This window comes from Pannonibacter sp. (assembly GCF_051860505.1).
Taxonomy (GTDB): domain Bacteria; phylum Pseudomonadota; class Alphaproteobacteria; order Rhizobiales; family Stappiaceae; genus Pannonibacter.
Genome location: NZ_JBHYDX010000014.1, coordinates 77,506 through 91,255 on the forward strand (window position 1 = coordinate 77,506; position 13,750 = coordinate 91,255).

Here is a 13,750-nt window from a genome sequence, read left to right on the forward strand (position 1 = left end):
CGGCGACAACGCGCTGCCAGAACGGCCTGGCGTCAGACGCAGCTACACTGTGCGGCGAACGCGCTCCTATCCCGGTTCCAGGAACCCGTTTCGGTCCTCACGGAATCCCGGCCCTCAATGGACAATAGTGCCCGCCCGCCACACACGGCGCAGGATCGGGTGCCCGGCATGCACGCGAACCTGCAAAAGGTCGGCCCGGCGTCCGGCAGCAATTTCGCCTCGGTCTGCAAGCCCGGCCGCTTCCGCAGGGGATTTGCTGACCAGTCGAACGGCGTCAGGCAAGCGGCTGTCGTCTGCCCCGTCGAGGCCGATCAGGAAGGCTGCGTCAAACATCGAGCGCGGAACGTAGTCAGAGGCAAGCATGTCGAGAATGCCTTCCTCAAGCAGTTCTGCCATGGAGACATTGCCGGACTGGGAACCGCCACGCAGGATGTTGGGCGCGCCGCCTACATTCAGCATGCCCTTTTCACGGGCATAACGCGCCGCTTCGATGGTGCAGGGAAATTCGGAAATCAGGATGCCATCTGCGATGGCTTCATCGATATGCGCTAGCTCCGTGTCGTCATGGGACAGCAGCGGCTTGCCATACGCCTTCGCCAGGCCGATCACCGCCGGGCGAACCTGTGCGCTGATTCCATCGGCCACAGCGAGCATATCGGCCATCTCGGCTTCAACGACCTGTTGCGCATGTCCTGTCTCGGCCATCCGCCGCTGGATATACGCTGCCACGTCGCGGCTCTGGCGGCGCCCCGGCAGGTGCTCCATGACAGACACTACCCGAACAATGTCACGACCGATCGTGGTCTCCGTCAGGCGCGGCGTGTTGGTGTCAACGATTTCGCAGCGCAAATGCACCAGATGCTCGGCGCGCAAGAGACCGGCCGCCTGGGCTTTCTCGAGTGCGTCAATCATCGGCACCAGAATTTCCAGCCGCTCCGGGTTTTTCACTGTCGCGCCGACACACAGGCTGTCAAACACCGTCGTGATACCCGCCCCGATGATCTGGCTGTCATGCGCAAGGGCTGCCCGGAACGGGTTCCACTTCACATGTGCCTGCGGGAAGACATGTTTCTCGAAATGGTCGGTGTGAATGTCGACCAGGCCCGGCAGCAGATAGTCACCGTCGAGATCGATCGCACCGAGCCCGGCTGGCGCCCGTCCCTCGCCAACCTCGGCAATCTGGTTGCCGCGCAGCACCACATGACCCGCGATTACCCGGTCCGCAAGCACGAGGCGGGCGTTGTCAAACACCGTTTCAATTGCGCTTGCAGCAACGGGATGGTCCATTCGGGTCATGTGATCAATCCTTGAAAACAAAAGTAAAGTCAGACGATTACTGCGCCAAACCCTGCGCCTGCAGCCAGGCAATCGAAGCAGGGACCTCGTCGAGATCGCGCAGTTCGATGATCAGGCGAGGCTGGCTCGTCAGGTCGGCAAGCGCTGCGAACACCGAATGCCAGCGGATTGTGCCCTGACCAAGGCTCCAGTGGCGATCCGCATAGCCGTCCGCGTCCTGCAGATGGATATGCCGGAGCCGGTTGCCGGCAGCACGGATGTAGTAGTCAACCGGAGGGGCGCCAGTCGACCCGTGAGCGTAATGGGCGTGCCCGGTGTCAATGGACACGGCAACAGCGCTGGACTGGAAACTGTCGGCCAGAAGCACGCGATCCTTCGGATCCTTGTCCTCGATGTTCTCGATGACAAGCTCGCATCCGATGGCTTCGGCCCGCTTTACCGGCTCAGCCATGATCGCGTGGCAGCGCTCCATCGTTCGCTGGCGTGCCGAGGCATAGTTGTCGAAGTTGTTGTAGTCCCAGGTGGAATACGGGCTGTGTACCACCATATGCGTTGCACCAAGGGCCTCGCAAACCTCAAGTCCCTGCAGCAGGCGGCGGGTCACCACGGCCGCAATATCCGGATCCGGATTGGCGATATTCATGCCCCAGAAAGGACCATGGATGCCCATCCGGCCCGTGTGGCCATCCAGCACCTTCTTTGCCCTCTCGACCAGCGGCTTCCAGTCACCGTTGAGGACTTCCGCGTTGACGAAGTCTTGCAGTTCGAGATCGCGCGGCTTTTCGGTCATCAGCGCACGATGGCGCTCATAGGCGTCGAGCGTAAGCGCCGCACCAACGACGGGAAGAGTGCTCATGATCAGATCCTTCAGGGCGGGACCCGGTCATTCGGCCGGGCAACAAAAGGCGGGAGAGGAAATTCATGCGAATGACTCGCACCTCCCTCTCATAATGCCGATGTTTGACAGGAAAGCGACATGGCAGCCGAAAAGTCGCTGCACGCCCGGTCAGTAGCCGCGCAGACGGTCGACCGCCGGCGGGATGTCGCCCGTTGCAAAGTAACGCGTGAGGTTCCGGGCAACGATCAGGCTGGCCGTTGCTGGGGTCGTAGGTGCGCTGACATGCGGGAGGATTGTAACGCGGGGATGCGTCCACAACGGATCCTCGACCGGCAGCGGCTCGCGGGCAAAGACATCGAGCACGGCGTGGGACAGTCGCCCCGCATCAAGGGCAGCGACAAGCGCCGTTGTATCGACAATCGCGCCCCGGGCAAAATTGATCAGTCCGGCTTGACTGGGCAGCAAGGCGAGCCGTCTTGCATCGAGCAGACCACGGGTTTCGTCGGTCAGTGGCAGCAGGACCACCAGGATATCGGACATCGACAACACGGTATCGAGCCCGTCCGGGCCTGAATGACAGGTGACGCCCTCAACTGTTTGCTGTGTCCGGCTCCAGCCGGCCACGTTGAAGCCATTGGCCCTCAGTCGTCGCGCGGAGAGTGCTCCAAGATTACCTAGACCGAGAACGCCGACCGTGCGCTCCTGCGGCAGGCGGTGGGGACGCTCTAGCCAGATGCGCTGTTCCTGCTGTCGGCGGTAGGCCGGAACATCCCGGTGCAGATAGAGCGTGAATGTCAGCACGGCCTCGGCCATGGTCTCGGCAAGCTGCGGATCCGTCATCCGAACGATAGCAAGGGGCGTGTCGCCAAGCTCGGCGACAAGCCGTTCGACCCCAGCCCAAAGGCTCTGCACCCAGACAAGCGATGGCAAGCCGCGCAGTTCTTCCGGTTCCGGATTGGCAATGATCGCAACGGACGCCGCCTGCCGCTCCGCTGCCGACAGGGCCGTCAGGGGGCGAATGTCCATGTCAGGCAGCTGGGCAGCGAATACCGAAAGCCAAAGCGCCTGCTCATCCAGGCTGATGCGGGTGACGAAGGGAATGACAGGGCGCATGACACCATCCAGAGCTTGACCCAAGGCCCCCGCTCCGGGCGCCGGACTGATCAACAGTCACTAGCATGGCAACCCGCTTGCGTCAGGTTCGGATCGCGCGGGCATTCGGCTTTTCCTCGGCCCTGTCCTCGGCCCTGTCCTCGGCAAGGGCCGCCAGATGCAGGCCGTCGCGCAGCATCAGGACCTGAGCGGAGGCAAGGGGCATGGGCCGGCCGAACAGGAAGCCCTGCACGGTCGGGCAGCCCTCGGAGCGCAGGAAGTTCAGTTGCTCTTGCGTTTCAACACCTTCGGCAAGCACGGGAATGTTGAGACTGTCCGCAATGAGCAAGGTCGCCCGCACAATTGCCGCCGCCTGGGGCTTCTCAGCAACGCACTGGATAAAGCTGCGGTCGATCTTGATCTTATCGAAGGGGAAATTCTGCAACAGGGACAAGGACGAATACCCGGTTCCGAAGTCGTCCATCGCGACCGTGACACCGAGGCTTTTCAACCCGTTGATGGTTGCAAGGGCGCGGGACTGATCTTCGATCAGGCCGCTTTCCGTCAGTTCAATCTCCAGCCGCGCCGGATCGAGGCCTGTTTCAGCCAGAACCTCGGCAACCCTGGCAGGAAGGTCAGCTTGCGTCAGCTGGTAGGGCGCAACATTGACCGCAACCCGATAGCGGTCCGGCCAACTGGCCGCATCCCGGCAGGCCTGGCGCAGTACATGGTCGCCAATATCCAGGATCAGCCCGGTGCGTTCAGCCAGAGGTATGAAAATATTGGGAGAAATCGTCCCGAGGGTGGGATGGTTCCAGCGGACGAGCGCCTCGAACCCGACGATCTCAAGGGTGTTCGTGTCATTCTGCGGCTGATAATAGATTTCCAGCTGATCACCGGCGATTGCCGAGCGCAGATCAATCGACAGCACCGCACGGCTGCGGTTGTCTTCGTCCATTCCTTCGCTGTAGCGGCAAATCTGATTTGAACCGAGGGTCTTGGCCTGGGCAGCAGCAAGTTCAGCGCGAGTGAACAGGACCTGCGGTTGAATGCCATTGTCGGGTGACAGGGCAATACCGATACCACTGCCAAGTGTAATAGTGCTGTCGGCGACCCGATGTGGACCAATAATCGCAAGGTGAAGCCGTTCCGCGAAGCGCCGGGCCTCCCCGCGACCGAAGACATTTGGCTTCAGTGCGATGAACTCATCGCCGCTTATACGCGCTACAAACTCATCGCCCTGCAAGCTTTCGCGTAGCTTTGACCCGAGAAGACGCAGAACTGCATCACCCGTATCCTGGCCATGTGCACCATTGATATTGCGGAACTGTTCAAGATCGATAGCAAGGACGGCAACACGAGCAGACGACTGCGTATTGGCGGCAATCATGTCGCTCAGTTGCCGCTCCGCATAGCCCCGGTTCGGCAAGCCGGTCAATGCATCATAGAGCGCAAGCCGCTGGAACGTCGCTGAAGCCTCATTTGTGCTATCAACATCAATGGCATAAGCAGATCCGACTGTCGCAAGGATCAGCAGCGTGATGCCAATCACGGCCGCGAGCATGAACCCATCCGGCAGTGCCTGGACCGGCACGTCAGCGACAAAGCCCGGAATGATGGTAATTGCGGTCATGCCCGTGAAGTGCATGGAAACAATGGCAAAAATCATCGCAACGGCCGCACCGTAGCGGCAGAAGCGGGTCACAGGCCGGCAAATGCGGTTCATCGCCAGCGCACCGAATGCGCCTCCAAGCAAAATCGAGGCGATGATATAGCCGGAGTTCCATTCGATTACGCCGGGAACCTGGAACGCGGCCATGCCGGTGTAATGCATGGCGGCGATGCCGAGACCGAAAATTAAGCCTCCAATTTCAATGAGGTAGCTTGAGGCGGTCCGTGCGGCAATGAAGAACGCGGCGGCACTAGACGCCATCACCATGATCAGGCTGAGCAGGGTCAGGACCGGTTCGAAGGTCCGCTCGAAGGGGACGATATAGCCGAGCATGGCGGCAAAATGCGTTGTCCAGATGGTGCTGCCAGCAACCAGAGAGGCAAGGAACAGCCAAAGCAAGCGGCGCGACCCTTCGCTCCTGCGCACGCGCGCAAAGAGCCGCATGGAGAGGACAGACCCCATGACGCAGATGAGCGCTGCGAGCGCGACGTAGCGCAGATCATGCGCGACAGCTATACAGGACAGAACCGTAAGCATTTACAACTCCCGACCTGTAGGCAATACATCAGGTGGTCGTAAAGCTTTGCTAACGTTTCGGGGGTTTTGCAGCTAGGGTGAATGAATTCTTAGCGAAACACTTCAACTTCCGATTGCCTTCGACATCCCGACCCGCCCGCGGCGAGGCCCGAACAGACAGGCAAGAAAGAGCACGGCCCCGGATACAGTTGCAATCATTCCAGCTGCACTGACCGCGTTGTCAAAACCGAGCAAAATAGGTCCATAGCCAGCCAAAACATAGCCAGCCACTGCCGAAAGTGAAGCAAACGCGACACTCCAGCCGATCTGCAGGGACAACCGGTCGGTCATCAGCCGGGCAGCGGCGGGAGGACAGATGAACATGGCGATGACGATAATCGATCCGACCGCGTCAAAGGCCGCAACCGCCGCCAGTGCCGCCGCCATGACCAACCCCAGTCCGATCAGCCCAACCGGCAGACCAATCGCGGCGGCATAGCCCTCGTCAAAGGTCGACAGCTTGAGCGGGCGCCAGAAGATCACCGTCAGCAGGACGATCAGTCCGGCGACAATCGCCATCCGGGTCAGTTCCGGCGGCAGGTCGGCAAGGGCAACCGGATCGAGCAGCGAGTTCCAGCTTTCGGCGGACAGCCAGATCAGACTTTCCAGATTGCCGTAAAGGGCATGTTCAACATCAAGATGGACCCGGCTGGTGTTGCTCTGCTCCAGGAGCAGGACGCCAGCGGCAAAGAGGCCGGTGAAGACAACGCCCATGGCCGCGCCCGGCTCGATGCGGCCAAGACGCCGGATCAACTCGATCAGCACAACCGACACCAGCGCCGCCCCGGCCGCGCCAAGCAGCATGGGCCAGGTTTCCAGCGACCCGGTCACGAGAAAGGCAATGATGATGCCGGGCAGGACCACATGCGAGATGGCATCGCCGACTAAGGCCTGGCGCCGCAGGATGAGGAAATTGCCCGGCAGGGCGCAGGCGATGGCCGCAAGCACGCCGATCAGCAACGGGGTCAAGCTGAGCTGAACGAATTCGGCACCCATCGATCAGGCTCCTGCGGCTTTGGGACCAAGATGGCGGTCGAGACTGGCGATCTCGTCGGCTGTCAGAACTTCGGCAATCCCGGTCAGTCCGTCATAGCGGCCGGTCACGGCCTCCTGCGGATGCAGCTGCCGGGCAATGCGCCAGCGGTTTTCATCCAGCAAGGCACGAGCCGCCTCCGCCCTGCCCGCTTCCGTCGGCTGACGGTCGGCGCGCAGGTAGCCGGCCCGGGTGAGAACGCGGAGCGTCAGCCGGTCGTGGATCGGCTCGCCGTGTGCAAGCGCCAGAAGCCCTTGCCGGAGGTGAACCTTGTGCTGGAACCGGCGGTGCGCCACCGCACTGGCCAGAACCCCGCGCCGGGGCGCGATGAGCAGCGACAGGGCGAACAGCCCGACGCCCACCAACACGATGATCGGGCCGGTCGGAAGATTTGGGGCCGATGCAGAGATCGCCGAGCCGACATAGCCGGCGACCGCGCCAAACAAACCGGCAAGCAACGCGACCGTTCCCGTTCGCTCGCTCCAGAACCGGGCCGTGACCGGGGGAATGACCAGCAGCGCCACGATGAGGATGAGGCCGACCAGCTTCAGGCCGATGACGGTGATCGCCAGCACCAGACCAAGCATGACCGCATCCATGCGGGTGACAGAAATGCCGCTCGCCTCGGCATAGCCGGGATCGAAACAGACGATGGTGAGCGGCCGGCGAAACAGGAGGATCAGCAGCGCACAGAGCGCACCGCCAGCGGCAATCAGCAGGGCATCGGTAAACAGCATGCCGGCGGTGGAGCCGAGCAGGAAGCCCTCCAGCCCCGCCTGACGACCATGGTCCATCACCTGGATGACCGTCAACAACACGATGCCGAAGCCGAAGAACACCGACAGCACGGCCCCGATGGCGGTGTCCTCGGCAAGGCGCGTGCGACGGGTGATGGCCGTGACAGCCAGCAGCCCCAGCCCGGCAGAGAGCGCAGAGCCGATCAGCAGGCCGACCAGGGACCGGCCGCTGCCGCCAAAGGCGACCATGATCATGAAGGCAAGGCCGACGCCGGGCAGCGTTGCATGCGCGATGGCATCGCTCACCAAAGTGCGCTTGCGCAGGAACAGGAAAGTGCCGGCCGCCCCGGCAGCGCCGCCAAGCAGGGCCGCGCCGATGCCGACCAGCGCGGCGTTGTAGCCAGCGCCAAGTGTCAGCGCCTCGAGGAAGCTGATCAGAGCAGGCGGCAGGACGGAGAGGAGCGTGCTCATCGGATCAGGCCGGCAGCCGCAGCTGTTCAAGATGGCCGCCCGCCAACCGGCCGCCATAGGTTGCCTGCAGGTTGGCCTCGGTAAAGGTGGTGGCAACCGGCCCTTCAGCGATCTTGCGCAGGTTGATCATCAGGCAATGATCGAAATAGTCCGTCACGGTGGCGAGGTCATGGTGGACGCAGACCACCGTCCGCCCCTCTTCCTTCAGCGACTTCAGCACATCGACGATGGCCCGCTCGGTCGCGGCATCCACGCCCGCGAAAGGCTCGTCGAGCAGATAGAGGTCAGCACGCTGCGCCAGAGCCCGGGCAAGAAAGACGCGTTGCTGCTGGCCACCGGACAACTGGCCGATCTGCCGGCTGGCGAAATCGGCCATGCCGACGCGGTCAAGACAGGCGGCGGCGAACTGCCGGTGCCGGCTGCGCACAAAGCCAAGCAGCCCCAGTTCGCGCGACAGACCCATGAGCACGACATCCTCGACCGTGGTAGGAAAATCCCAGTCGACGGATGCGCGCTGCGGCACATAGGCAATGCGGTGCCGGGCGTGGGCGAGCGGAACGCCGAAGACTTCCACCTGGCCCGACAGGCGGGGAATGATGCCGAGCGTCGCCTTGAGCAGGGTCGACTTGCCGGCACCATTCGGCCCGATGATCGCGGCCATCGCCCCCTCGGGGATCCTGGCCTCGACGGAAAAGACCGCCGGTTTGCCGCCGTAGGAAACGGTCATTTCGGACAGGGCAAGCGCTGTCGCCGGCGCCTTGGGCACGGATGGGCCGGGTGTGTTGGAGGCAACGAGTTCAAGCGAGGGAGATGTCATGTTGCTGTCCTGTTGCCGCACATCGGTGTTGCCTCTGGTTCAAAGCCCGGCGGAAAGCCGCCCGGCCCTGCCACCTTCCGGCGCTGTCCCACCCATCGCCCTGGTGATCAGGGTGACGTTGTGGTCGATCATCCCGAGATACGTGCCTTCATAGGTGCCGGTTTCACCCATCGCATCGGAGAACAGCTCGCCGCCGATGCGCACCTCGTGGCCTTTCGCCGCAGCCCCTTCGATCAGGGCGCGGATGTTGCGGTCCGAGACGGAACTTTCGACAAAGACCGCAGCGATCTTGCGGCTGACCAGAAGATCGACCAGCTCGGACACGCGGTTGAGGCCGGCCTCGCTCTGGGTCGAGATGCCCTGGATGCCGATCACCTCATAGCCATAGGCCCGGCCGAAATAGCTGAAGGCGTCATGGGCCGTCAGGAGCACGCGCGAGCCCTCCGGCACGCTGGCCAGAACCTGCCGGCTGTAGGCGTCCAGCGCGGCAAGCTCAGTGAGATAGGCCTCGGCATTGGCCTTGAATGCGGCAGCCTCAGACGGCTGCACCTCGGTCAGCGCATCGCGCACCGCGACAACGACATCCGCCCACAGCACCGGGTCCATCCAGACATGCGGATCATAGCGGCCGGCGTAGTCCTGATGCCCGAGCAGGCGGGACGTGTCGACCGCCTCGGCAACCGCGACGACCCGGCGTTTCTTGGCCAGATCGGCGAAGAAGTCCTCCATCTGGGCTTCGAGGTAAAGGCCATGCCAGAGCACCACATCGGCCTTGGTCATGGCAACGATGTCGCTGCGGGTCTGGCGATAGGAATGCGGATCAACGCCGGAGCCCATCAGCGCGGTAACCGTTACCGCATCGCCGCCAACGGCGCGGGCCGCGTCGGCAATCATGCCGGTGGTCGCAACCACGGACAGGGGCGCGGCCGAAAGGGCGGGCACCCCGCCTGTAAACAGAAGTGTGACGGCAACCAGCGCCGATTTCAGAATTCCCCGTCGAGCGAACACCATGTCTTTGGCCCCTTTCCTTGCACTGTCGCGCGGCAGCGCAACAAAGGCAAATGCTTTTAAGAATGACTTGCAAGAAAGATGGTGCAAATGCGAATGAGTTGCAAGAGAAAAAATGAAGGCGGTGGATGGCGACGGCGAGAGGGCTAGGTGCGGGGCGGTGGAGCGGGGGGAAGCGGAGCGGGATGGCGGCAGGGAGAAATGCAGAGCGTCGTTGCGGAGCTACCATAGCCTATCCCCTCCCCTCGTCGCTCCTGCGCAGGCAGGAGCCCAGTAACCGGGGCGTCTTTGGCTGGAACACCCAACGCCCACCGGGGGTACTGGATCCCCGCCTTCGCGGGGATGACGACGGAGGATGGGGATGGCGGCGGGGGCGACGGAGAGGTACGGCGGGCCGGCGCGGTGGAGAGGTGCAGGGCCAAGCCCCTCCCCCCGTCGCTCCTGCGAAGGCAGGAGCCCAGTAACCGGGGCGTCTTCGGCTGGAACACCCAACGCCCCCACCGGGGCTACTGGATCCCCGCCTTCGCGGGGATGACGACCGAGGGTGGGATGAAGGCCGGGGACGGCGGAGGGCGCGGCGGAGGTGGCTCGCGGGGTTGCGAAACGGCGCGGCAATAGCAGTCCGCGCCTCACCCCTCCCCTCGTCGCTCCTGCGAAGGCAGGAGCCCAGTAACCGAGGCGTCTTCGGCTGGAACACCCGACGCCCACCGGGGGTACTGGATCCCCGCCTTCGCGGGGATGACGACCGAGGGTGGGGATGGCGGAGCGGGGCGGCGAAGTGTCCCGGCGGATCAACAGGAAACACCCCCGGCGCAGAGCGCCAGGGGTGGAGATTGTCGCGAGGGGAGACGGAGATCAGCTGGCCGGCAACAGGACGGTGTCGACGACGTGGATGACGCCGTTGGACTGGTCGACATCGGCGATGGTGACGGTGGACATGTTGCCCTGGCCGTCCTCGATCATGATCTTGCCGTCCATGGCCTTGGCCGTGAAGGTGCAGCCGCCGACGGTTTCGATCTTGGCGCTGCCTTCACCGCTGGTGATCATCTGCGACAGGGCGTCGGACATGACCTCAGCGCCCACCACATGGCAAGTGAGGATCTTGGTCAGCTGGTCCTTGTTTTCCGGCTTCAGCAGCGTGTCGACCGTGCCGGCCGGCAGCTTGGCGAAGGCATCGTTGGTCGGGGCAAAGACAGTGAAGGGGCCGGTGCCGGCCAGGGTGTCAACAAGGCCTGCGGCCTGGACGGCGGCGACCAGCGTGGTGTGATCCTTCGAGTTCACGGCGTTCTCGACGATGTTCTTTTCCGGATACATCGGAGCGCCGCCGACTTCCTTGGTCATGCCGGACGCGATGGCGGTAACACCCATGAGGGCGAGGACGCCAGCAGCAATGCCGGCACGAAGCGAGGTCTTGATCAGGGTCTGCATCGAAAGTCTCCTCTTGCGTGACGAAGCGCCCTCTGTCGGGGCGTTCAGGAGGAGTTACGGCAGGCCGGGCAGGAAAGTTTCAGCCCCTTTTGCATTTTTCTGGCAGCGGTGTTTTCGACCGGCAAAGCGCCAGGCAAACGCGGCAACTGTGAATCGCCTGCGCGATGCCGCTTTATTGCCGCACAGCTCCGCTCTATGGTCGCCGCCCGATCATGACCGACACCACTGGAGCGCCGCCCATGTCCGATTTCAGCGAAAGCCCCGAAGGCTTTGCCGCAACGCCCGCCGCAGCCCGGAAGACCCAGGTCGCGCCCGAGGTGGCCCTGCGCATCGCCCGGCGCATTGCCGAAGAAATCGCCTGCCAGCCGGCGCAGGTGAATGCAACGGTCCAACTCCTCGATGAAGGCGCCACCGTTCCGTTCATCGCCCGCTACCGCAAGGAAGTCACCGGCGGGCTCGATGACATCCAGCTGCGCAAGCTGGAAGAACGGCTGATCTATCTGCGCGAGATGGAAGACCGGCGCGGCGCGATCCTGAAATCCATTGAGGAACAGGGCAAGCTGACCGACGATCTGGCGCTCAAGATCGCCAAGGCCGACACCAAGGCCGTGTTGGAAGACCTCTATCTGCCGTTCAAGAAGAAGCGCCGTACCAAGGCCCAGATCGCCCGCGAGGCCGGGCTGGAGCCGCTGGCCGACGCGCTGCTGGCCAATCCGATGCTGTCGCCGGAGAGCGAGGCCGTTGCCTTCGTCAGCGAGGAAAAGGGCGTCTCCGACGGCAAGGCCGCGCTTGATGGGGCCCGCCAGATCCTGATGGAACGCTTCTCCGAAAACGCCGAGCTGGTCGGCCGGCTGCGCGAGCATCTGGTTGCCAAGGGCGTTGTCACCTCCAAGGTGATCGACGGCCAGCAGGAAGCCGGCGCAAAGTTCGCCGACTATTTCGACTACACCGAGACCTGGGCCAAGATCCCGAGCCACCGCGCGCTCGCCCTGTTCCGTGGCCGCAACGAAGGCGTGCTGGCGGTGGAGCTGACGGTGGACGCCGATGTCACCGAGGGGCTGAAGCCGGCCGAGCGCATGGTCGCCCATGCCGCCGGCATTTCCGATCAGGGCCGCCCGGCCGACAAGTGGCTGATGGATGTCGCCCGCTGGACCTGGAAGGTGAAGCTCGCCCTGCATCTCGAACTCGACCTGATGGGCACCTTGCGCGACAAGGCCGAGGAGGAAGCGATCCAGGTCTTTGCCCGCAACCTCAAGGATCTTCTGCTGGCCGCTCCCGCCGGCGCGCGCGCGACGCTGGGTCTTGATCCCGGCATCCGCACCGGCGTCAAGGTCGCGGTGGTCGATGCCACGGGCAAGCTGGTGGAGACGGCAACGGTCTATCCGTTCCAGCCGAAGAACGATATCGCCGGGGCCCGCAACACGCTGCTGGCGCTGATCGCCCGGCACAAGGTTGGCCTCATTGCCATCGGCAACGGCACCGCCAGCCGCGAGACCGACCGCCTCGCCGCCGAGGTGATTGCCGACATTCCAGTTGCCATGCGTCCGATCAAGGTCATCGTCAACGAGGCCGGGGCGTCGATCTATTCGGCCTCGGAACTGGCCTCCAAGGAAATGCCGGGCGTCGACGTGTCGCTGCGCGGGGCGGCTTCCATCGCGCGCCGCCTGCAGGATCCGCTGGCGGAGCTGGTGAAGATCGAGCCGAAGTCCATTGGTGTCGGCCAGTATCAGCATGACGTTAACCAGACCAAGCTGGCCCGTGCGCTGGACGCGGTGGTGGAAGATGCCGTGAACGCCGTCGGCGTGGATCTCAACACCGCCTCGCCGGCCCTGCTCGCCCGCATCTCAGGCCTTGGCGAGGGTCTGGCGAAAGCCATCGTCGAGCACCGCGACGGCATCGGCGGCTTCCGCAGCCGCAAGCAGCTGATGGATGTGCCGCGTCTGGGGGCCAAGGCGTTCGAGCTCTGCGCCGGCTTCCTGCGCATCCGCGATGGCGACAATCCGCTCGATGCCTCCTCCGTGCATCCGGAAGCCTATCCGCTTGCCGCCCGCATCGTTCAGGCCTGCGGCCGCGACGTGCGCCAGATCATGGGCGACAGCGCCTTCCTGAAGACGCTGAACGCGGCCCAGTTCACCGACGAGCGATTCGGCCTGCCCACCGTGCGCGACATCATCGCCGAGCTGGAAAAGCCCGGCCGCGACCCGCGCCCGGAGTTCAAGACCGCGACGCTGCTGGATGGTGTCGAGGAGGTCTCGGACCTCAAGCCGGGCATGAAGCTGGAAGGCACGGTCACCAACGTCACCAACTTCGGCGCCTTTGTCGACATTGGCGTGCACCAGGACGGGCTCGTGCATGTGTCGCAGCTGGCCGACAAGTTCGTCGATGATCCGCACAAGGTGGTGAAGGCCGGTGACATCGTCTCCGTCACTGTTGTCGAGGTCGACGTGAAGCGCAAGCGCATCGCCCTGACCATGAGGAAGGCCGCCGACTATCAGGCCGGCCGCGAGCGGTCCGACACGCGCGGTCCTGATCGCGATGGCCCACGCGGTCCGCGTCCGGGTGGCGGTGCGCCCCGTGGTGGCGGCAAGCCGGGCGGTGCGCCAGCGCCCAGCGGCGGCGGCAACAGCGCCATGGCCGCCGCCCTCGCCGCAGCCATGAACCGCGGCCGCAAATGATGCAAGGCTGAGAGGATAAAGGGCGGCGCCTCGTGCCGCCCTTTTGCTTTAAGAAGCTCCCACAGACGTCACCCCGGGCGCAGCGAAGCGGCGACCCGGGGCCTACT

The 13,750-nt window shown here is 63.8% G+C and carries 10 protein-coding genes; 1 reads left to right on the forward strand and 9 read right to left on the reverse strand.

From position 1 onward, the window contains the following. Positions 1 to 114 precede the first annotated feature (114 nt). From ACTIFE_RS11590 to ACTIFE_RS11630, 9 genes are all read right to left on the reverse strand, one after another. The gene (locus ACTIFE_RS11590; RefSeq protein WP_439529310.1) at positions 115 to 1,296 is read right to left on the reverse strand and encodes an alpha-D-ribose 1-methylphosphonate 5-triphosphate diphosphatase; all 1,182 of its coding nucleotides are present in this window, start codon (positions 1,294 to 1,296) and stop codon (positions 115 to 117) included. Positions 1,297 to 1,333: 37 nt separating this feature from the next. Beyond that, positions 1,334 to 2,152: a sugar phosphate isomerase/epimerase family protein gene (locus ACTIFE_RS11595; protein ID WP_439529311.1), complete on the reverse strand. Its 819-nt coding sequence runs from the start codon at positions 2,150 to 2,152 to the stop codon at positions 1,334 to 1,336. Between the two features lie 150 nt (positions 2,153 to 2,302). Next, entirely contained in the window at positions 2,303 to 3,247 is a 945-nt protein-coding gene (locus tag ACTIFE_RS11600; RefSeq protein WP_439529312.1) for a 2-hydroxyacid dehydrogenase, read from the reverse strand. Between the two features lie 82 nt (positions 3,248 to 3,329). Further along, complete coding sequence (locus tag ACTIFE_RS11605; RefSeq protein WP_439529313.1) at positions 3,330 to 5,435, reverse strand: putative bifunctional diguanylate cyclase/phosphodiesterase; 2,106 nt, start codon at positions 5,433 to 5,435, stop codon at positions 3,330 to 3,332. A 102-nt stretch (positions 5,436 to 5,537) separates the two neighbouring features. Beyond that, positions 5,538 to 6,470 carry a metal ABC transporter permease gene (locus tag ACTIFE_RS11610; protein WP_439529314.1) on the reverse strand — a complete coding sequence of 311 codons (933 nt, stop codon included), beginning with the start codon at positions 6,468 to 6,470 and terminating at the stop codon, positions 5,538 to 5,540. A 3-nt stretch (positions 6,471 to 6,473) separates the two neighbouring features. After that, complete coding sequence (locus tag ACTIFE_RS11615) at positions 6,474 to 7,715, reverse strand: metal ABC transporter permease (RefSeq protein WP_439529315.1); 1,242 nt, start codon at positions 7,713 to 7,715, stop codon at positions 6,474 to 6,476. A 4-nt stretch (positions 7,716 to 7,719) separates the two neighbouring features. Next, complete coding sequence (locus ACTIFE_RS11620) at positions 7,720 to 8,532, reverse strand: metal ABC transporter ATP-binding protein (protein ID WP_439529316.1); 813 nt, start codon at positions 8,530 to 8,532, stop codon at positions 7,720 to 7,722. A gap of 39 nt (positions 8,533 to 8,571) precedes the next feature. Continuing rightward, complete coding sequence (locus ACTIFE_RS11625) at positions 8,572 to 9,543, reverse strand: metal ABC transporter solute-binding protein, Zn/Mn family (protein WP_439529317.1); 972 nt, start codon at positions 9,541 to 9,543, stop codon at positions 8,572 to 8,574. Positions 9,544 to 10,395: 852 nt separating this feature from the next. After that, entirely contained in the window at positions 10,396 to 10,968 is a 573-nt protein-coding gene (locus ACTIFE_RS11630; RefSeq protein WP_439529318.1) for a fasciclin domain-containing protein, read from the reverse strand. Positions 10,969 to 11,207: 239 nt separating this feature from the next. Between ACTIFE_RS11630 and ACTIFE_RS11635 the strand changes: the two genes are divergently transcribed. Further along, positions 11,208 to 13,643 carry a Tex family protein gene (locus ACTIFE_RS11635; RefSeq protein WP_439529319.1) on the forward strand — a complete coding sequence of 812 codons (2,436 nt, stop codon included), beginning with the start codon at positions 11,208 to 11,210 and terminating at the stop codon, positions 13,641 to 13,643. The last annotated feature ends 107 nt before the right edge of the window (positions 13,644 to 13,750 follow it).